20 protein-coding genes are annotated in these 18,521 nt (G+C 57.4%); 9 read left to right on the top strand and 11 right to left on the bottom strand.

The genetic code is table 11. From position 1 onward, the window contains the following. Window positions 1-108 precede the first annotated feature (108 nt). Window positions 109-1,167 (bottom strand): DNA replication/repair protein RecF, encoded by a 1,059-nt coding sequence (recF, locus tag ACEW72_RS00805; RefSeq protein ID WP_373474474.1) that lies wholly within the window; start codon window positions 1,165-1,167, stop codon window positions 109-111. A 392-nt stretch (window positions 1,168-1,559) separates the two neighbouring features. Here recF and ACEW72_RS00810 point away from each other — a divergent pair, with 392 nt between their 5' ends. Both ACEW72_RS00810 and ACEW72_RS00815 read left to right on the top strand, forming a co-directional pair. Beyond that, window positions 1,560-1,736 (top strand): PspC domain-containing protein, encoded by a 177-nt coding sequence (locus ACEW72_RS00810; RefSeq protein ID WP_373474475.1) that lies wholly within the window; start codon window positions 1,560-1,562, stop codon window positions 1,734-1,736. Window positions 1,737-1,813: 77 nt separating this feature from the next. After that, complete coding sequence (locus tag ACEW72_RS00815) at window positions 1,814-2,134, top strand: PilZ domain-containing protein (protein WP_373474476.1); 321 nt, start codon at window positions 1,814-1,816, stop codon at window positions 2,132-2,134. Window positions 2,135-2,184: 50 nt separating this feature from the next. On the opposite strand, the gene ACEW72_RS00820 is transcribed toward ACEW72_RS00815, so the two are convergent. After that, the gene (locus tag ACEW72_RS00820) at window positions 2,185-3,324 is read right to left on the bottom strand and encodes a beta-ketoacyl-ACP synthase III (RefSeq protein WP_373474477.1); all 1,140 of its coding nucleotides are present in this window, start codon (window positions 3,322-3,324) and stop codon (window positions 2,185-2,187) included. Window positions 3,325-3,441: 117 nt separating this feature from the next. Here ACEW72_RS00820 and ACEW72_RS00825 point away from each other — a divergent pair, with 117 nt between their 5' ends. Continuing rightward, window positions 3,442-4,047: a lysophospholipid acyltransferase family protein gene (locus ACEW72_RS00825; RefSeq protein WP_373474478.1), complete on the top strand. Its 606-nt coding sequence runs from the start codon at window positions 3,442-3,444 to the stop codon at window positions 4,045-4,047. Further along, complete coding sequence (locus ACEW72_RS00830; RefSeq protein ID WP_373474479.1) at window positions 4,047-4,853, top strand: DUF1295 domain-containing protein; 807 nt, start codon at window positions 4,047-4,049, stop codon at window positions 4,851-4,853. Before ACEW72_RS00825 ends, ACEW72_RS00830 begins: the two co-directional genes overlap by 1 nt. Window positions 4,854-4,856: 3 nt before the next feature. Here ACEW72_RS00830 and ACEW72_RS00835 read toward each other — a convergent pair whose 3' ends face one another. Both ACEW72_RS00835 and rimO read right to left on the bottom strand, forming a co-directional pair. Next, a complete protein-coding gene (locus ACEW72_RS00835; protein WP_373474480.1) occupies window positions 4,857-6,074 on the bottom strand; it encodes a cytochrome P450 in 1,218 nt (405 codons plus the stop codon). A gap of 72 nt (window positions 6,075-6,146) precedes the next feature. Then, window positions 6,147-7,529 (bottom strand): 30S ribosomal protein S12 methylthiotransferase RimO, encoded by a 1,383-nt coding sequence (rimO, locus tag ACEW72_RS00840; protein WP_373474481.1) that lies wholly within the window; start codon window positions 7,527-7,529, stop codon window positions 6,147-6,149. 77 nt (window positions 7,530-7,606) lie between these two features. Between rimO and ACEW72_RS00845 the strand changes: the two genes are divergently transcribed. Beyond that, window positions 7,607-8,008, top strand: a complete 402-nt coding sequence (locus ACEW72_RS00845; RefSeq protein WP_373474482.1) for a DUF1761 domain-containing protein — start codon at window positions 7,607-7,609, stop codon at window positions 8,006-8,008. A 210-nt stretch (window positions 8,009-8,218) separates the two neighbouring features. On the opposite strand, the gene surE is transcribed toward ACEW72_RS00845, so the two are convergent. Together surE and serS are read right to left on the bottom strand one after the other, a co-directional pair. Continuing rightward, window positions 8,219-8,986 carry a 5'/3'-nucleotidase SurE gene (surE, locus tag ACEW72_RS00850; RefSeq protein ID WP_373474483.1) on the bottom strand — a complete coding sequence of 256 codons (768 nt, stop codon included), beginning with the start codon at window positions 8,984-8,986 and terminating at the stop codon, window positions 8,219-8,221. After that, window positions 8,986-10,266 (bottom strand): serine--tRNA ligase, encoded by a 1,281-nt coding sequence (gene serS, locus ACEW72_RS00855; RefSeq protein WP_373474484.1) that lies wholly within the window; start codon window positions 10,264-10,266, stop codon window positions 8,986-8,988. The genes surE and serS overlap by 1 nt, the downstream gene beginning before the upstream one ends. An 11-nt stretch (window positions 10,267-10,277) precedes the next feature. Between serS and ACEW72_RS00860 the strand changes: the two genes are divergently transcribed. From ACEW72_RS00860 to ACEW72_RS00875, 4 genes are all read left to right on the top strand, one after another. Beyond that, window positions 10,278-11,186, top strand: a complete 909-nt coding sequence (locus tag ACEW72_RS00860) for a hypothetical protein (RefSeq protein ID WP_373474485.1) — start codon at window positions 10,278-10,280, stop codon at window positions 11,184-11,186. Window positions 11,187-11,213: 27 nt separating this feature from the next. After that, entirely contained in the window at window positions 11,214-11,369 is a 156-nt protein-coding gene (locus ACEW72_RS00865; RefSeq protein WP_373474486.1) for a hypothetical protein, read from the top strand. A 573-nt stretch (window positions 11,370-11,942) separates the two neighbouring features. Continuing rightward, window positions 11,943-12,308 carry an RNA polymerase-binding protein DksA gene (gene dksA, locus ACEW72_RS00870; RefSeq protein ID WP_373474518.1) on the top strand — a complete coding sequence of 122 codons (366 nt, stop codon included), beginning with the start codon at window positions 11,943-11,945 and terminating at the stop codon, window positions 12,306-12,308. 168 nt (window positions 12,309-12,476) lie between these two features. Continuing rightward, complete coding sequence (locus tag ACEW72_RS00875) at window positions 12,477-12,863, top strand: PilZ domain-containing protein (RefSeq protein WP_373474487.1); 387 nt, start codon at window positions 12,477-12,479, stop codon at window positions 12,861-12,863. A gap of 63 nt (window positions 12,864-12,926) precedes the next feature. On the opposite strand, the gene pgl is transcribed toward ACEW72_RS00875, so the two are convergent. Genes pgl through zwf form a run of 5 tightly spaced genes read right to left on the bottom strand, consistent with a single transcriptional unit; the run spans window position 12,927 to window position 18,493 of the window. Further along, on the bottom strand, window positions 12,927-13,634 hold the full coding sequence (gene pgl / locus ACEW72_RS00880; RefSeq protein WP_373474488.1) for a 6-phosphogluconolactonase: 708 nt from the start codon (window positions 13,632-13,634) through the stop codon (window positions 12,927-12,929). A 15-nt stretch (window positions 13,635-13,649) separates the two neighbouring features. Then, entirely contained in the window at window positions 13,650-14,264 is a 615-nt protein-coding gene (gene eda / locus ACEW72_RS00885; RefSeq protein ID WP_373474489.1) for a bifunctional 4-hydroxy-2-oxoglutarate aldolase/2-dehydro-3-deoxy-phosphogluconate aldolase, read from the bottom strand. Further along, a complete protein-coding gene (gene glk / locus ACEW72_RS00890) occupies window positions 14,264-15,232 on the bottom strand; it encodes a glucokinase (RefSeq protein ID WP_373474490.1) in 969 nt (322 codons plus the stop codon). The genes eda and glk overlap by 1 nt, the downstream gene beginning before the upstream one ends. Continuing rightward, window positions 15,232-17,055 (bottom strand): phosphogluconate dehydratase, encoded by a 1,824-nt coding sequence (gene edd, locus ACEW72_RS00895; RefSeq protein ID WP_373474491.1) that lies wholly within the window; start codon window positions 17,053-17,055, stop codon window positions 15,232-15,234. Before edd ends, glk begins: the two co-directional genes overlap by 1 nt. Beyond that, complete coding sequence (gene zwf / locus ACEW72_RS00900; protein ID WP_373474492.1) at window positions 17,048-18,493, bottom strand: glucose-6-phosphate dehydrogenase; 1,446 nt, start codon at window positions 18,491-18,493, stop codon at window positions 17,048-17,050. The genes edd and zwf overlap by 8 nt, the downstream gene beginning before the upstream one ends. Window positions 18,494-18,521 lie beyond the last annotated feature (28 nt).

The raw sequence follows: 18,521 nt of genomic DNA on the forward strand, positions 1-18,521 counted from the left end.
GGGCACGACGGTGAGGTTTGCGCTCCAACGCCCCCTCTCCACTCCGTCTAATGGCTAAAGCCCTAAGACTGCGTTCCTCTCCCCTTCAGGGGAGAGGTGAATTGTCATTTAATCCGGACTAACCGCAACCAATTGCGCCGCGGGGCCGATAGCGTCGAATAACGCCGCCTCTGTCCCTGTCATCCACACTTGCGCGCCGGTTGCTGTCAATCGTTCGAACAACGCGGCCCTTCGAAGCGGGTCGAGATGGGCGGCGACTTCGTCCAGAAGCAAAATGGGTGGCGCGCCGCGTTGGTCGGTAACCAAAGCGGCATGGGCCAATATCAGTGATAGCAGCAATGCCTTTTGCTCGCCGGTCGAACACCGTTCAGCCGCTTGCCCGTTCGCCCGATTATGCACCACAAGATCGGCGCGGTGCGGACCAATCAATGTCCGCCCGGCCGCTGCATCCTTGCGCCGCGACACACGCCAGATTTCCTTCAAATCAGGGGCGTTTGTCGGACCAGCCATTGCCAGCGCAATGTCTGGAGCCGGAAAAGGATCCTTGGGAAGAATAGCCAATTGTGTATCCAGCGCCGCCAACATTCGCGCACGCGCCTCTATAATGAAACGACCACTTTCCGCCATTTGCGTCTCAATCGCGTCCAGCCACATCGGGTCAGGCGCGGTGTTTGTCGCCAATATCCGGTTGCGTTGCTGTACCGCCTTTTCATAGCGGGCCGCATGGCGGGCGTGGCCGGGTTCAAGTGCCAGTACCAACCGGTCCAGAAACCGGCGTCGTGCGCCCGCACCATCGACGAAAAGACGATCCATAGAAGGCGTCAGCCAAATCGCGGAAAGCCATTCGGCAAGCGCATTGATGGACGCATTCGCACCATTGATGCGAACCTTGCGCCGTTCGGGTGCTGCGGCCTCTATTCCAGTGCCTATCGTTATGCCGTCAAGTTCGGCAGAAATGGTGAAGCCATTCGCATTGGCGCTATTCGCCATTTCAGACAAAGCCGCGCGACGCAATCCGCGACCCGGAACAAGCAGCGAGACCGCTTCCAATATATTGGTTTTCCCCGCGCCATTTGGGCCATGCAGCGCGATGAACTGCGCCTGTGGCCGCAGCGACAATTGGGCATGATTGCGAAAATCGGTCAAGGTAAGCAGCGACAGGGTCATTGGTGGCTTCTGCTATATCATGATCGCGTATGGTCCAATGGATTTTTCATCACTATTCAATCCTAAATATTGGGATAAATTCCCAATATATGAAATCTTACAACAATGAAGATTGGTTCAGAATTTGCTTATAGTCTTGTTATTATTTAATATTATGAAACTGGCACGGCCTGTGCAAATACTCTAATATAGCCGGAATGGTCCGGCATATTGAAAGGAATATCAACATGACACAATCTTCACGCACCCAGGTCGCTTCGGTTTTTGCAGCTATAGTTTGCGCTTTCATCACCATCGGCATGAGCGTTGCCCCCGCCATTGCACCGATCGCAAGCATCGTCGCCTGATCCGTTCAGTCACATAAACAATTTTTGAATTTAGGGAGTAATAAAATGGCACGCTTGGTACTTGATAAAGCCAACAAGAAAATCCTCGGCGTTTGTTCCGGATTGGCTAACTGGTCGGGTATGGACCCGCTCATCGTCCGCCTTATCTTCGCGGTTGCAACCTTGATTGGCTTTGGCTCACCGATTCTGATATACATCTTATTGGCAATGATTTTAGACTGAGGTCGCTGTGTTAGTAAATTTCCTTGCCTGTTGCCGTATAAAAAGAAAATATAATAAGGTCTTTCAGGAGTCGCCAATTGGCCGAGCATCGGCATCTTTTCAACTCGCGCCAATTTCCGCGCGGTGAAGTTACCATTCCCGGAGAAATCCGGGAACGTGGTGGTGGCAAGCAGAAAGTTGCGGTTATCGACCTGTCGCAATCAGGTTTCAGAATGCACTGCATGTTCCTGATCCCGGAAGACCGGATGGTTTTTCTGACGATGCAAGGGTTAGAACCGATGGAAGCACGTATTGCCTGGCATCAGCAAGATTTTTACGGTTGTGAATTCAAGCGCCCCTTATACCAAGCCGTGTTCGAACATGTGATAAGAACTTACCCGATGCTAAGAAAAGCTTAGGGGCAGGAACTAAGCACCGCACCTTGGAAATGGCGTCGGCATGACATTTGTCAGGCCACCTTCCGCATGAAGACGCAACCAGCCGAATATCCCGCGCCAAATGAGCAGATCAGGCCAATATCGCCTGCGTTCAAATCTTCATTATGCTTGTGGAATGCGATGATGGAGCCGGCGCTTGACGTGTTTGCATATGTATCAAGCACAGTCGGGCTATCATCCTCACTCGCTTCATGGCCTAAAACCTTGTGCGAAATCAGCCGGTTCATACCCGCGTTCGCCTGATGCAGCCAAAGACGGCGCAAGTCGGCGCCGGTTAAACCGAGGCTGTCGGCGTGTTCAATGATCATCTGGCCAACCATTGGCACCACTTCTTTGAAAACCTTGCGCCCCTCCTGAACGAAAAGCTTATCATTATGCGGGCCGCTTTGGTCCACAGGGCCATTGCCGTGGCCGCGGTTGAGGAAACCGAAATTGTTGCGGATATTATTCGAAAACTGGGTCTTCAGTCGGGTACCGAGAATTTCCCAATGGGTTGCCGGTGCCATATCTTTTGCCTCGATAAGTATCGCGGTGGCGACATCTCCAAAGATAAAATGGCTATCCCGGTCGCGCCAGTTCAGGTGGCCGGAGGTGATTTCCGGATTGACCACCAGAACCGACCTGGCATTCCCGCTCCGGATATAATCCGCCGCTGTCTGGATGCCAAAAGTGGCGGACGAACAGGCGACATTCATGTCGAATCCGAAACCGCGCACCATGCCCAATTCATGCTGGATTTCGACAGCCATCGCCGGATATCCACGTTGCATATTCGACGCGGCACATAAAACAGCGTCGACATCGGCGATATCACGACCGGCATTGGCCAGCGCATCGCGACATGCGGCCACGCCGATTTCGGCCATTAGCGAAATTTCGTCATTGGGTCGCTCGCGGTAACGCGGTTCCATGATGTCGGGATCGAGAATGGCGCTTTTGTCGATGACGTGCCGCGACTTGATGCCGCTTGCCTTTTCGACAAATTCGACAGAGCTGTGCGTCAGCGGTTCGGCGTCGGGATGGGCGGCATTATAGCGATCTGCATAAGCATTGAAACTTTCAACCAGCTCTTCGTTGCTGATGGTGTCCGCCGGCGTGTAAAGGCCGGTTGAGGATATGACCGGTATTGCAGTTTGTGCGCTTTGCGACATTATTTTCCCCGCGTTGATCGAATGAATGCGTCCGGATGCCTAGCGCCTGCGTATCTTTGAAACAAGCCGTTTGCACGAGACGGCAACATTGTTAAACAGGGTGCGGGGAGGATCGTAATGGCATTTGAGGAAGGTAAGCCAAGTTGGTTTTCCCGGCTTTTCCGCAAAGCACTGGTCGGTGTTTACCGGCAACAGGGCTGGCGCGCGTATGGCGTGGTGCCGGAACCCCGCAAATTTGTGCTGATCGCAGCCCCACACACGTCCAACTGGGACTTTGTCTATTTCCTTGGCCTGACCGAGGAACTTGGCATTATGCCCCACTTCATGGGCAAAAAATCGTTATTCCGATGGCCGTGGAAAAACTTCATGCTCGACATGGGCGGCGTGCCGGTTGACCGGTCGTCTAGCAAAAATTACGTCCAGCAAATGGTCGATGAATTCGCCCGGCGTAAGGAATTCATGCTGACCATCGCCCCCGAAGGCACAAGGGGAACTGTCAAAGCGTGGAAAACGGGCTTTTATCATATTGCAATGGGAGCAGGCGTGCCGCTGGTTGTCGGCATGATGGACTATGCGTCAAAATCCGGAGGGTTGGGCCCCGCTATCTGGCCGACGGGCGATTATAAGGCGGATATGGCAAAGGTTGCCGAAATCTATGCAAAAGTTACGCCCCGGCACCCTGCAAAGGGGATGACGGCGGTTTTGGCAACAGAGGAAGATTGATGGATATTTTATCGATGCTCGCCATAAATGCAGCGGCTTTGCTGACCGCGATTTTGCTGCTGTGGGCCTATTCGGTACGGATCCGGGACGTGTCTTTCATCGACGCATTCTGGGCATTCGGCATGGTTGTGCTGGCGTGGGCGACATGGGCGCAGTCCGCCAATCCCGGCGCTCGGTCGAACCTTATTCTGGCGCTGACGACCCTATGGGGGATGCGCTTGACGATCCATTTGTGGATACGCTGGCGCGCGCATGGCGAAGACCCGCGCTACACCAAGATCATGGCCAGCCGCATGAAGAAAACGGGCTGGAGCTGGGCAAAGACGTCCCTGATCGCGGTGTTTTTGACGCAGGCCCCGCTTCTGTTCATCACGTGCCTTCCCGCGCAGCTCGGCATCTGGGCCAGCGAAGGCGGGCGCACGGTTATCGGCCCGCTGGGCGCTATCGGCGCGGCCATCGCGGTGATCGGCATCGCCTTTGAAACCATCGGTGACGCGCAACTGAACGCCTTTCGCAAGGACCCGGGGAACAAAGGCAAGGTGCTCGACACCGGCCTGTGGCGCTATACCCGCCACCCCAATTATTTCGGCGATGCCTGCACCTGGTGGGGCATATGGCTGATTGCGGCGGAGACGGGACTGCCCGGCTGGATCAGCATCATCGGCCCGATTTTCCTGACGTTCACCCTGACAAAATGGTCGGGTAAGCCGTTGCTGGAATATGGCATGAAGAAAACGCGGCCGGACTACGCAACTTATGTGGCGCGGACCTCGGGCTTTTTTCCCCTGCCGCCAAAGAAGGTGTAGCGGTTACTTCACCAACCATATCTCGCCATAGCCGTTAAAGGCGGGGGCGATCTTGTGCTTCACCTCACGCCCCGGTGCGAAGGCAAGATCGGGCAAGCGTTCGAACAGCAGCGGCAGGGCAATCTTTGCCTGCGCCTTGCCCAGCCCTGCACCCAGGCAATAATGCGCGCCACCGCCAAAGGCGAAATGCTGGATATTGGGGCGCTCGATGTCGAATTTCAGCGGGTCGGGATTGACCTGAGGGTCGAAATGCACGCCGAAGAGCGACATGTGGATCGTGTCGCCCTGCTTAACGTGCTTGTCCGCTACCTGCATGTCCTGATGCGCGCTGCGTAATACCTGCGTGACGGGCGGTTCGACGCGCAGGATTTCGTCCATTGCGTTGTCGTGCAGGTCCGGCCGGGCGCGGAATTTGGCGAGCTGGTCGGGATTTTTGAGCAACTGCACCACCCCAGCCCCCAGCATATCGGTTGTGGTCGAATTGCCGGCGATCAGCAGCAACCGGATCAGCAGCACGATATCCTGCGTGGTCAGCATATCGCCTTCCTCCTCGGCCTGCGCCAGACGGGTGATGAGATCATCGCTGGGGTTCGTGCGCCGCGACTCGACTTCGCGGGCCAGATAGTCGGCGAGAACCGTGGTCGATTCTTCGTAAAGCGCGGTCTGTTCCGGCGTGCGGAACGGATTGAGCGCCTGCATACAGCCCAGCGACCAGCGCCGAAAATCCTTGCGGTCGGCGGAGTTGATGCCCAGCAATTCCGCCATCACCGTGGTCGGTAGCGGCGACCCGAACAGCTGCACAAAGTCAAATTCGCCTTCGGTTGCGACGATATCGTCCACCAGATCGCGGGCAATCTGCTCAATCCGGGGCAGCAACGCATCGACCGACCGCCTGTTAAACGCCTGCAATACGAGCGTCCGTTGGCGCTTATGTTCGGGGTCGTCGAGCATCAGGATCGACAGTTCCTTGCTATTATTCCCGTACAGCGTCTTGGAAAAACTGCCCTCATTGGCCTTTCGCGGATCGGCGTTCAGATCGCGATTTTTGATGAGCTCGGACACTTCAGTGCCACGGGTCAGGAAATAGCGGCCCAGTTGCTGGTCATGATGCACAGGGTCTGCCGCACGCAAACGGTCCAACGGCACCCACGGCGTCTCGCGATAAGTCGGATCCAGAGCCGAAAGCTGGTAACCGGTGGGGAGTGGATTATCGTCGGACATGGGGGACTTTCGGTTGTTCGGGTTTCGCTCCGACTATCCCAGATGTATTTTCGCGGCAAGCGGTGAGCTTGGTTAAGCGGAAATTACCCCAAACAAATCATGCTCATCCGCATCTTCGATAGCGACCGAGACGATATCGCCTTCCTTCACCGTCCCCGCGACGTCGCGCAGGTAGACATGGCCATCAATCTCCGGCGCATCCGCTTGGCTGCGGCCGGTGGCGCCGATGCTGCCGTCTTCGTCGGGTTCGCCGATTTCATCGATGATAACCGGCAAAGTCCGCCCCACCTTCGCCGCCAGTTTCGCTGCGCTGATTGCGGCCGTTTTCTGCATGATGCGCTGGAAACGTTCTTCTTTTACCTCTTCAGGCACCGGATTAGGCAGCGCATTGGCCTGCGCGCCTTCAACAGGTTCAAAGCGGAACGCACCGACGCGGTCGAGTTGCGCCTCATCGAGCCATTGCAGCAAATATTCAAAATCCGCCTCGGTTTCGCCGGGGAAGCCGACGACAAAGCTGGACCGGATTGCGATGTCGGGCGCGATGCTGCGCCAGTTGCGGATGCGCTCGAGGACCTTTGCTTCGTTCGCCGGTCGCTTCATTGCTTTCAGCACATTGGGGGCGGCGTGCTGGAACGGGATATCGAGATAGGGCGTCAGCAAACCTTCCGCCATCAGCGGGAGGACATCATCGACATGCGGATAGGGGTAGACATAATGCAGGCGAACCCAAGGGGCGACGCCCTCACTTGTCCGCAGGCCTCCCAGTTCACGCGCGAGATCGGTCATGTGCGCCCGCACATCACGGCCCTTCCATTCCCTGCTTTCGTGGCGCGTATCGACGCCATAGGCCGATGTATCCTGGCTGATGACCAGCAATTCCTTGGTCCCTGCCGACACGAGCTTTTCCGCCTCCCTCAAAACCGCATCAATACGTCGGCTGGCCAATTTTCCGCGCAAAGTGGGGATTATGCAAAAGGCGCAGCTGTGGTTGCAGCCTTCTGAAATCTTCAGATAGCTATAGTGTCGCGGTGTAAGCTTAATGCCACCTTCGGGCACCAGATCGACAAAGGCCCCGCGTGTCGGTGGCGCAGCGGCATGGACTGCAGAAACGACATCCTCGTACTGATGCGCGCCTGTAATCGCCAAAACGTCAGGAAAGCGGGCGCGAATGACGTCGGCTTCATTGCCCATGCAGCCTGTTACAATAACCCGGCCATTTTCGGCGATCGCCTCGCCAATGGCTTCGAGACTTTCTTCTTTGGCGGAATCGAGAAAGCCGCAGGTATTGACCAGCACCACGTCCGCACCAGCATAGTCGGGCGACAGGCCATAGCCATCGGCGCGAAGCTTGGTAAGGATACGTTCGCTGTCGACCAGTGCCTTGGGACAGCCGAGGGAGACCATGCCCACCTTGGGCGCTGCTTTGATGTGAGTTGCCATGATGGCCGCGCGCATAGCGGGTTTATGCGCGCTTGTCACGGCGCACAAACGGGCGCATGTTTCTATGCCTTGGATTGGAGGGATTATCCATCATGGCAAACGCAAATCTACTGGCAATATTGGTTGCCGCCGCCGCCGGTTTTCTGGTCGGCGGGCTCTGGTACGGCCCTCTGTTCGGCAAAATGTGGATGGCCGAAAATGGCTTTACCGAGGAGGAATTAAAGAAGGCCAATATGCTGAAAGTCTATGGGCTGACCTTTGCCTTTTCCGTGCTTTCGGCGGTGTTTTTGGGACATTTGCTGGCGTTTTTCGACACCAACACGCGGGCGACGCTGATGATATCCACTGGAATCGCGCTGGGCTATATCGTGCCGGCCATCGGCACCAACTATCTGTTCGCGCGCAAATCGGGGAAGCTGTTCGCGATTGATGCGGGATATTGGGTGGTATTCTATGCCGCGATGGGGCTGGTGTTCGTGCTTTTGGGCAGTTGAGGTGCAGTGGGGAATGTCATCCTCTCCCCTTTAGGGGAGAGGTACGTAGTCTTATGGCTTCAGCCATTAGACGAAGTGGAGAGGGGGAGTTGGCGCACAAACCGCACCGTCGCGGCCCCTCTCCAACTGCGCCTAAGCCTTCGGCCAAGGCTTCGTATCCTCTCCCCTGAAGGAGAGAGGGTTACCTAAAAAGAGGCAGTTCAGCTAAACTCACCCCCCATAAGCCGCATGCAAGGCCGCAATCGACTCCTGGTGCGTTAGGTCAAGCTGAAGCGGTGTCACCGCAATATACCCGTCCTCGACCACCTCAAGATCAGTGTCGTGCCCCGATGTGTGCACCATGCCGTGCAGCCCGAACCAGTAATAATCATAGCCGCGTGGGTCGGTGCCTTTGACAATCGAGCCACGGCTGTAATCATGGAACCCTTGCCGCGCGACCTTTATGCCTTTGACATCCTGCGGCAGCAGCGCGGGAAAATTGATGTTGATAAGTGTACGCGGCGTCTCTGGCATATCAAGCAACGGCCGCAGGACGCGTTCGCCCCAAGCCTCTGCGGCGGAAAAAGGCACGCTATCGGCCATGCCTTCCTTGCTGTAGACCTGACTTAACGCAATCGAGCGCACGCCAGCCAGCGCACCTTCCATGGCGGCGGATACGGTGCCCGAATAGGTGATATCATCGCCCAAATTTGCGCCGCGGTTGACCCCGGACAATATCAGATCGGGCTTAGCGTCTTTCATGATGACGCCTAGTCCCAACATAACAGAATCGGTTGGCGTACCGGACACCGAAAAATGCCGTTCCCCATGCTGCCGGATGCGGACCGGCCGCGTCAATGTTAGCGAATGACCTGCCCCTGAATTTTCCTCGGCCGGGGCCACAATCCAGATATCGTCGCTAATGCTGCGCGCAATGGTCTCGAGCACTTTCAATCCCGGCGCATTCACGCCGTCATCATTCGTTAGCAATATACGCATCAGGCCATCGGCTCCAATCGGGTGATACCACCCATGTACAGGACCAAAGCCGTGGGAATAAAAATGCTCCCATCAGCTTGTTGATAATTTTCGAGAATGGCAACCAGCGTCCGGCCCACAGCAAGGCCGGACCCGTTCAGCGTATGGACGAAAGCTGTCCCCTTGCCGTCGGCGGGGCGGTAACGGGTATTCATCCGCCGTGCCTGCCAATCGCCACAGTTTGAGGAGCTGGAAATTTCACGATACAGCCCCTGCCCTGGCAGCCAGACCTCCAGATCATAGGTCTTGCGCGCGCTGGCGCCCATATCGCCGGTGCACAACAGCATTTTGCGATAGGGCAATTCCAGCGCCTGCAATATGCCTTCAGCGGACTCGACCATCCGCTCATGTTCCGCAACGCTGTCTTCGGGACGCACGATGGAGACCAGCTCGACCTTTTCAAACTGGTGCTGGCGAATAAGCCCCTTTGTATCGCGTCCCGCGGCACCCGCTTCCGACCGGAAACAGGGCGTTAAGGCGGTCATGCGGATGGGCAATGCCGCGTCGTCCAATATCTGTTCGCGCACACTGTTGGTCAGCGACACTTCTGCAGTCGGGATCAACCAACGGCCATCGGTGGTCTGGAAATTATCTTCGGCAAATTTGGGCAATTGCCCGGTGCCGAACAGCGATTCCTGTTTGACCAGATAGGGCGTCGCGCATTCGGTATAGCCGCGCCGCACAGTGTGGTGGTCGAGCATGAACTGCCCGATCGCACGGTTCAGCCGTGCCATTTGTCCGCGCATGAAGGTGAACCGAGCGCCCGAAATCGCAACACCAGTTTCAAAATCCAGCCCTAGCGCGGGACCAAGATCGGCATGATCCTTGGGCTCGAAGTCGAATTTCCGCTGGCTTCCCCAGCGGGTCAACTCGACATTTTCGGTTTCATCAGCGCCTTCCGGGGCTTCATCCGAAGGCAAATTGGGCAAAGCGGCGAGCAGACCGTCGAGTTCGGACGCCAAAGCGCGCTCCTGCTCTTCCATCTGAGGCATGCTGTCCTTGAGGGTAGCGACCTCTGCCTTCAAAGCTTCGGCTGTGGCGGTATCGCCCTTGCCCATGGCGGCACCAATGGCTTTGGAGGCTTCATTCCGACGGGCTTGCGATGCCTGCATTTCGGTCTGGACCGACCGGCGTTTTTCATCAAGCGCCAGCAAGGACGCCGACACAGCGGCGGTCCCGCGCCGTTTTAGCGCTGCGTCAAAAGCCTCGGGATTCTCGCGGATATATTTCAAGTCGTGCATGGCGGCAGGCTATGCCGACGCGCCGGAAGTTTCGCAACGAAAAAGGGTGTGAGTGCTTTTGGGGCTGTCCCCAAAGCCCTCGCCCTTATGCTGCGATTTTATCCTTGGCTTTCTTGGCGGCGCGGCGGCGGGCGAAAAGGCCGGCTGCGGCTGCACCGAAGAGCAGGACCATGGGCGGAGCCGGAACATCCGTGCCGCCGGTGGAACCGCCCGTCGACCCGCCGCTCGACGAAGACGACGAGCTTGAGGAAGAAGAACTGCTGCTTGACGAGGAAGAGCTTGCACCAAAACTTGACGATCCGCCCGAAGTCGATCCGCCCGAAGACGAACTGGATGACGACGAACCGCTCGATCCGTTGCTTCCGCCCGAACCACCGTCGCTTGATGACCCGTGGCCGCCTGAACCGCCGCCCGAAGAGGAGCTGCTGCTCGACGACGAACTCGACGATGATGACGAACTGGATGGGGACGAAGAACCGGAGCTGGTAACGGCGCCGCTCGACGTGCTCACATTGCCCGACGATGTCGATACGCCACCAGTCGACGTTGAAATGCCGCCTGTCGAGGTGGAAACGCCGCCGGTTGAAGTGCTGATGCCACCCGTGGAAGTCGACGTGCTGACGCCGCCGGTCGAAGTGGATACGCCGCCCGAGGTGCTCGATGTGCTCGAACCACCTGTTGATGTGCTGGAACCGCCGGTCGAGGTGCTGGAACCGCCGGTCGAGGTGCTCGAACCGCCCGACGATGTTGAGCTGCTGATGCCACCGGTGCTGCTGGAGGTGGACGAAATAACCACCGTGCCACTGCTGCCGCCGCCGCCACCGGAGAAGCCACCAAAAAATCCACCGCCAAAACCGCCGCCAAAGCCGCCTGAACCGCCGATCAGGACAGGTACGCCGCCGCCGCTACCGCCTTCGTAAGGCCCGGACGGCAGGAACGGCACCGGAATGGGCGGCATGCCCTGGCTGGCAACGGTAACTACACTTGGCGTGCAGGTGCTTGTCGTGGTTGTTCGGACAACCTTGCGGACCCGCTTTACTTTCCGAACCGGTACATGGTGCGCGATTTTACGCACTTTATGCTTTTTCTTGGCCACTTTCTGAACTTGCGCGGGGGGCGTATCGGCCACCTTCATCGCGCCGCCACCGATCAATGCGCCGCCACAGGTGCAGGCACATAATTTCGCTAAAGCCATGCGTACAGACATAATTTCGACCTTCTTCGGCATTGGGGCAGAATTCAAGTCGGAGAGACGGACCCCATTTCACGTCTCCTGATTTAGCGAGAAAGGCAGAACTATTGGGTAAACTCAATTGCATTAACCCTGTTTGGACAGGCTGCCTTTCGAAAATTGCCGAATTTCAGTGGGCAAATGGCAAATCGTCCCGAAAAGGAACTGTTTACATGGCAACTATTGCCCGGTGATGCTCATTTCCACAGCTTTTCTGGGCGCATCGCGCGGTTAAGCAAATTGGCGCTTGTGCGCCTATAGCCCCGAGTCTATATCGCCGCCCGAGAGTTGAATTTTAGCGGGATTCCGTGGTTCCCCACGGGCCGCTAGAGGTGGAGAATTCATAATGGGCGCCAGCGCCAAGCCTCACGAAAATTCCAGTGCAATCAATGGTTTAGATATTGATTTGGACCCTTCTTATGTTCCGGCCGATGACGAGCCGTTCATGAACGACCGTCAATTGAAATTTTTTGAAAAACAACTGGTCGAGTGGAAAAACAGCATCCTTGCCGAAGCGCAAGGTACGCTGAACCAGCTACAGGACGGCCCGATCCGGGAACCTGACCTCAACGACCGCGCATCCAGCGAAACCGACTGGAGCATAGAATTGCGGACCCGCGACCGGCAGCGTAAGTTGATTTCCAAGATCGAAGCCGCCCTGCGCCGTATAACCGAAGGCGAATACGGCTATTGCCAGGTAACAGGGGAGCCTATTTCGCTCGCCCGGCTGCGCGCACGACCTATTGCGACCATGACATTGGAAGCGCAAGAACGGCACGAACGCCAGGAACGTGTGTCCCGCGACGATTAAGCGCCGGTTCGGCTATCGGGGTCGGTGACACTATTTTTGGTTGGCTGATTTGGTTAACCGATGCCGGGAAAATAGGTCACCATTCCGCCCTATATTAACCTTTTAGCTACATTTCGGTGCCACAACTAACGCGTAACATGAAGACGATTTCTTCTCTGGTAGCGCTATATGACCGATCTGTTGAAAATTGATAACCCAGCTTCTGCCAAGCGCGGAAATAATCGGGACAGCCTTTTGTTGAAGGCCGTGTTGCGGTTCAACAGCATCAGCGACGATCGCGAGGTCCGGATACGCAACCTTTCGGCTGGCGGATTGATGGCCGAGGCCCCTCTGCGCGTGGCGCGGGGTGAACCTGTCGAAGTTCATTTGCGAAGCATCGGCTGGATTAGCGGCCATGTCGCCTGGGTCACCGAAGGTCGCATTGGCATTGCCTTTGACCACCCGATCAACCCGAAAGATGCGCGCAAGCCGGTTGGCAACAGCGATATAGAAATGCCGCATTATCTCAAGAAGCTGAATAATCCGGCGGCACCCAACAAAATGCGCCGAGTGTAAGGGTCTGCTTGATACCGGGGACTGTCCTTTTAGGGACTGTACCCAACCCTCGCCTCACCCTGACTAAGCATCAAGGCAGTAGATATCGACCGGTATCGTAATCCGTTCCAATACCCGTCCAACCGGGATGGTCGATTTGGCCCCATCTTCAATTGCCTTTTCCAACACTTCGCGTTTCTTTGCGCCTGATATGACGATGATCGTCGTCCGCGCCGAGGCAATGGCGGCGGCGGTCAGGGTAACACGGTTGACCGGCGCTTCTTCAGGCAAAGGATCGGGTGCGACACCCACGGCACGCACGTCTTTCCCGCCATTCAGTGCGTCATCTAAATCAGGTCCGGGGAAAATCGACGCTGTGTGGCCATCCGCCCCCATACCTAGCCAAACCAGGTCCGGCGGCCAGTGCAAGTCGGCAAGGCGTGCATTGGCGGCATTTCCGGCAAGCTTATGATCGGCGGCGTCGCTGGTAATCGGCAAGACCCGCGCGCCCTTTGGAATGAAGATTTTCGCGATCATCGCGACGTTGGACAAAGGGTTGTCAACCGCGACCAAACGGTCATCTGTCGGAATGATGGTGACGCTTTTCCAACGGATATTGGCTTGCGCCAATTTTTCGAGGATCGGCCTGGGTGTCGAACCACCGGGAAAAGCAACCAACGCCTGCCCCCGCGCATCGAGCGCGCTTTCAATGATGAAGCTGACATCGCCGACCACTGCGTCGATCAGATCTTCGGCAGCATCAAAATCCCACCACTCAACTTCTTCGGCCATGTGCTTGTTACTCCATCAAATGCGAAGCGCCGCTGCGGCGCGCGCTGCGGCCTCTATCGCCGCAACATCCGGTGTCCCTTTACCAACAAGCCAGCTACCGCCAACACATAAAATTTCAGAAACCGCCAACCAGTCGGCGGCTGTTTCCTGCTTGATCCCACCAGTGGGACAGAATTTGCACTGGCCAAAGGGACCGATAAGCGATTTCAAGGCCGGAAGCCCGCCATTCGCCTCGGCCGGGAAAAATTTAAAATGGGTCAAGCCCAGGTCCAGCCCGCGCATGATATCGCCTGCATTGGCAATGCCCGGCAGGAACGGAATGCCCTTGGCAACCGCCGCTTTGCCCAGATTTTCGGTCAATCCGGGCGACACAATAAACTCGGCCCCCGCCGCCATGGCGCTTTCCAAGCCTGCAATATCGACAATAGTCCCTGCCCCAACAATCGCGCCGGGCACTTTTTTCATTTCGGCAATGACATCCAGCGCCGCCGCCGTCCGCAATGTTACTTCCAGCACGGGCAGGCCGCCTGCGACAAGCGCTTCGGCGATGGGCCGCGCATGGGCGGCATCCTCGATGACCAGTACGGGAATGACAGGCGCGGTCCGCATGACAGTTTCGACGGGTTTCACTAAATATTCTCCTGCGCGTAGGCCGCTGCTGCCCCGAACAGACCGGGTTGCGGATGGGTAATCAATTTCACGGGAATTCCCGCCATCAACGATTCGAACCGCCCCTTGGCGCGGAAACGTTCTGCAAAGCCGGAGCGGACCAATATGTCCTTGATACGCAGCCCGAGACCACCAGCGATCACGACACCTGCAAAACCACCTTGCGCCAAGGTGATGTCGCCCGCGACGCTGCCCAGCGAAAGGCAGAACCGATCAACCGCCGCCGCCGCAAGGCTGTCCTCGCCCGACATACCCAATTGCCATAACTGCTTATCGTCAAGTTGCTGGACAGGTCGACCTTCCAGCGCAGCCAAGGCTTCGTAAATCTCGACAAGCCCCGGTCCTGACACAACACGCTCCGCCGAAACCCGCCGGTAGCGTCGGCGCAGCCGTTCGAGCAACGCATCTTCGATACTGTCGAGCGGTGCGAAATCGATATGCCCGCCTTCGGTCGCCTGCACATGATAGCCATTACCCTTGCGCCATATATGCGCGACGCCAAGGCCGGTTCCGGGACCAATGATGCTGATCGTTCCGCTGTCGGCCAAGGGTTGTTCCGGCCCGGTCAGGTGCAGAAAATGCTCCGCGCCCGCCTGCGCCACCGCATGGCCCACCGCGCCAAAATCATTGACGATGACAAAGCTGTCTACCTCAAGCTTTTCGCAGACCAGCGATCGCCGGATGATCCATGGATTATTGGTCAGCTTGATAACGTCGGCATCCACAGGCCCGGCAATGGCAATCGCAGCTGCGCGCGGCAATGGCTTTCCGGTGATCCGGCCAAAATCCTCCCACGCGGTTTGAAAACTCGCATGCTCTGCCGTCTTTAACGTGACGGCTTCACCGAGCGAGACAACCCGGCCACCCGAAACTTCCGCAATGGCAAAGCGGGCATGGGTCCCGCCGATATCGACCGACACAATCTCCATCACAGGCCAGCCGCAGCCAGCATCGCCGAACCGCCTTTCTCTGCCTCATCCGACCCGCTCCGCATCAGGGCGAACAACTCACGCGCTGTACCGACATGCGCCGGTGGCATGGGAACCGCCATCCGGCCCGCCCATTCCGCCTCGTCGACCAAAATATTAAGCGCCCCGTCATTGGCGCAGAGCCGGACCACATCGCCGTCCTGCAATTTCGCAATGGCTCCGCCGCGCGCCGCTTCCGGACTGAGATGGATTGCCGCGGGAACCTTGCCCGATGCGCCGGACATACGGCCATCGGTGACCAGCGCCACCTTGAAGCCCTTGTCCTGAAGCACACCCAAAGGCGGAGTCAGCTTGTGCAGTTCGGGCATGCCATTGGCTGCCGGTCCCTGAAAACGGATCACGACGATCACATCGCGGTCCAGTTCCCCTGCCTTGAAAGCGGCAAGCGCGTCATTCTGGTCGTGGAAAACCCGGATCGGCGCTTCGATAGTCCAGCGGACCGGATCAACCGCGCTGGTTTTGAAGGTGGCGCGCCCCAGATTGCCCGTCACCAGACGCATTCCGCCATCGGGGCTGAATGGGTTGGAGGGCGGACGCAGCATCGTTTCATCGGCGGTGACGGCAGGCGCATCCCGCCAGCTCAATTGTTCGTCCTGCAAAATCGGTTCCTGCCCGTAACCGGTCAGATCATCCGCCGCGACAGTCATGATGTCACGATGCAACAACCCTGCATCCAGCAATTCACGGATGACATAGCCCATGCCGCCCGCAGCATGGAAATGGTTCACATCGCCGGAACCATTGGGATAGACGCGCGCAATCAACGGCACCGCCGACGACAATTGGTCGAGATCTTCCCAATCAATCATTATGCCCGCGGCACGCGCGATAGCAGGGATATGCAGCGCATGGTTGGTGGAGCCACCTGTGGCGAGTAACCCGACGCAGGCATTTACAATCGCCTTTTCATCGACACATCGGCCGAGCGGACGGTAATCGTCGCCTTCCCAACCGATTTCGGCAAGACGATGCACCGCCGCCCGCGTCAATTCGGTGCGTAATTTGGTGCCCGGATTGATGAAAGCCGCGCCGGGGATGTGCAGCCCCATAACTTCCATCATCATCTGGTTGGAATTGGCCGTGCCGTAAAAGGTGCAGGTCCCTGCCCCATGATAGGATGCCGCTTCCGCTTCCAGCAATTCTTCGCGGCCGACTTTGCCTTCGGCATAAAGCTGGCGGACGCGTTGCTTTTCCTTGTTGGCAAGGCCGGACGGCATGGGACCAGCCGGAATCAATATGGTCGGCAAATGCCCGAAGCGCAACGCACCGATCAAAAGGCCGGGGACGATCTTGTCGCAAATGCCCAGCATCGCGATGCTTTCGAACATCCCGTGGCTGAGGCCGACCGCTGTCGACATGGCGATGACATCGCGGCTGAACAGCGACAATTCCATCGAATCCTGCCCTTGCGTCACCCCGTCGCACATCGCCGGGGTTGACCCTGCCACCTGAGCAGTGGCGCCGACTTCGCGGGCGAATATCTTCATCTGTTCGGGGTAACGGCCATAAGGCTGATGCGCGGACAACATATCATTATACGCGCTGACGATACCAATATTCATCGACTTGCCGCCGCGGATTGCTGTCTTGTCTTCACCACTCGCCGCAAAGCCGTGGGCCAAATTTCCACAGCTTAAGGTGGGCCGGTTGACACCTGCATCGCGTTGCCGCGCAATCAGGTCCAGATAGGCGGCGCGTCCCGGCTTTGACCGTTCGATGACACGTGCGGTGACCGCTTCCAAAATGGCGTTCAGCTTACTCATGCCAGCTTACTCCATCCCGTTCGGCGAGCGCGATGGCGGCATTGGGGCCCCAACTGCCTGCGCCATAATTTCTGGGTTTCAATCCGGTCGATTTCCAAAGCTGCCTGATCGCATCGACCCATTTCCACTGCGCCTCCACCTCGTCGCGGCGAACGAACAAGGTCTGGTCGCCCTCGATAAGGTCGAGCAGCAGCCGTTCATAGGCAATCCGGCGGCGCGAACCCGCAAAAGCAGTGGTGAGCGAGAGGTCCAATGGCACCTCGCGCAAGGTCACACCGCCGCGATCAAGCCCGGGTTCCTTGGCCATCACCAAAAGACGCACATATTCTTCGGGCTGCAACCGGATGATCAGCGTATTTGCCTCGAGCCGTCCGCCCCGCGCGCCGAACACATTGTGTGGCACCGGCTTGAACTGAATCACAATCTCGCTGCGCCGTTCAGGCAGTCGCTTTCCGGTCCGCAAAAAGAACGGCACGCCCTGCCAGCGCCAGTTATCGACATAGGCCTTGATCGCGACAAAGGTTTCGGCGTCGGACGGCTTGCCAAGATCGGAAGCATAGCTTTTTACAGCCTCGCCCTTCACGGCGCCATCGCCATATTGGCCGGTCACAACATCACCTTCGGCAACAGGCCGCAATGCGCGGAGCACTTTCACCTTTTCGTCACGGATGGCGGTGGCATCAAGATTGGCGGGCGGTTCCATCGCGGTCAGCGCGACGAGCTGTAGCATATGGTTTTGCACCATGTCACGCAGCGCGCCGGTATCATCATAGAAGCCCGCACGTCCTTCCAGACCGACCGTTTCGCTGACCGTAATTTGCACATGCTCGATGGCATTGGCGTTCCACAACGGTTCGAACAGCATATTGGCAAAGCGCAGCGCCATCAGGTTCTGCACTGTTTCCTTGCCGAGATAATGGTCGATGCGGAACGTCCGCTTTTCGGGGAATACGGCGTTGACGGCATCGTTGATCTGGCAACTGCTGGCCAGATCATTACCAAGCGGCTTTTCCAGACCGATGCGGACATTGTCGCCAGCAAGGCCCGCGCTATGCAGCCCCTTGATGGTTGGTTCGAACAGCGACGGCGCGGTAGACAGGAAGATCGAAAGGCCGCCCGAAATATCGCCGATTTTTTCGGCCAGAGCCGCAAAGCCATCCGGCTGCGACGCATCCAGCGCCTGATAATATAGTCGCTGCAAAAAGGCGTCGATCATGCCTTCTGCTTTGCGATCTTCGGGTAAAAATTCGCAGAGCGATGTGCGCGCAAATTCGCGGAACTCGGCATCGCTATAGGCGCTGCGCGCTGTGCCGAATATACGCAAGGCGGGGTCGATCAGTTCATCGGCGTGAAGCGCATAAAGTGAGGGTAGCAACATCCGCCGCGAAAGATCGCCGGTCGCGCCGAATAATAAGAGGGTCGAACTATGCTCGCTCATGCAGCCAATCTCCAACAATCGGCGCATC

This window comes from Sphingorhabdus sp. (genome assembly GCF_041737645.1).
GTDB lineage: Bacteria > Pseudomonadota > Alphaproteobacteria > Sphingomonadales > Sphingomonadaceae > Sphingorhabdus_B.

Bases quoted from the DNA above. Each gene is read 5' to 3' on its own strand.
- edd (WP_373474491.1), bottom strand. From the start codon at position 17,055: ATGAGTAAGCTGAACGCCATTTTGGAAGCGGTCACCGCACGTGTCATC.
- ACEW72_RS00810 (WP_373474475.1), top strand. From the start codon at position 1,560: ATGGCACGCTTGGTACTTGATAAAGCCAACAAGAAAATCCTCGGCGTT.
- ACEW72_RS00825 (WP_373474478.1), top strand. From the start codon at position 3,442: ATGGCATTTGAGGAAGGTAAGCCAAGTTGGTTTTCCCGGCTTTTCCGC.
- surE (WP_373474483.1), bottom strand. From the start codon at position 8,986: ATGCGTATATTGCTAACGAATGATGACGGCGTGAATGCGCCGGGATTG.
- pgl (WP_373474488.1), bottom strand. From the start codon at position 13,634: ATGGCCGAAGAAGTTGAGTGGTGGGATTTTGATGCTGCCGAAGATCTG.
- glk (WP_373474490.1), bottom strand. From the start codon at position 15,232: ATGGAGATTGTGTCGGTCGATATCGGCGGGACCCATGCCCGCTTTGCC.
- ACEW72_RS00830 (WP_373474479.1), top strand. From the start codon at position 4,047: ATGGATATTTTATCGATGCTCGCCATAAATGCAGCGGCTTTGCTGACC.
- ACEW72_RS00820 (WP_373474477.1), bottom strand. From the start codon at position 3,324: ATGTCGCAAAGCGCACAAACTGCAATACCGGTCATATCCTCAACCGGC.
- ACEW72_RS00875 (WP_373474487.1), top strand. From the start codon at position 12,477: ATGACCGATCTGTTGAAAATTGATAACCCAGCTTCTGCCAAGCGCGGA.
- zwf (WP_373474492.1), bottom strand. From the start codon at position 18,493: ATGAGCGAGCATAGTTCGACCCTCTTATTATTCGGCGCGACCGGCGAT.
- ACEW72_RS00845 (WP_373474482.1), top strand. From the start codon at position 7,607: ATGGCAAACGCAAATCTACTGGCAATATTGGTTGCCGCCGCCGCCGGT.
- serS (WP_373474484.1), bottom strand. From the start codon at position 10,266: ATGCACGACTTGAAATATATCCGCGAGAATCCCGAGGCTTTTGACGCA.
- ACEW72_RS00835 (WP_373474480.1), bottom strand. From the start codon at position 6,074: ATGTCCGACGATAATCCACTCCCCACCGGTTACCAGCTTTCGGCTCTG.
- ACEW72_RS00860 (WP_373474485.1), top strand. From the start codon at position 10,278: ATGCCGACGCGCCGGAAGTTTCGCAACGAAAAAGGGTGTGAGTGCTTT.
- ACEW72_RS00865 (WP_373474486.1), top strand. From the start codon at position 11,214: ATGGGCGGCATGCCCTGGCTGGCAACGGTAACTACACTTGGCGTGCAG.
- dksA (WP_373474518.1), top strand. From the start codon at position 11,943: ATGAACGACCGTCAATTGAAATTTTTTGAAAAACAACTGGTCGAGTGG.
- rimO (WP_373474481.1), bottom strand. From the start codon at position 7,529: ATGCGCGCGGCCATCATGGCAACTCACATCAAAGCAGCGCCCAAGGTG.
- recF (WP_373474474.1), bottom strand. From the start codon at position 1,167: ATGACCCTGTCGCTGCTTACCTTGACCGATTTTCGCAATCATGCCCAA.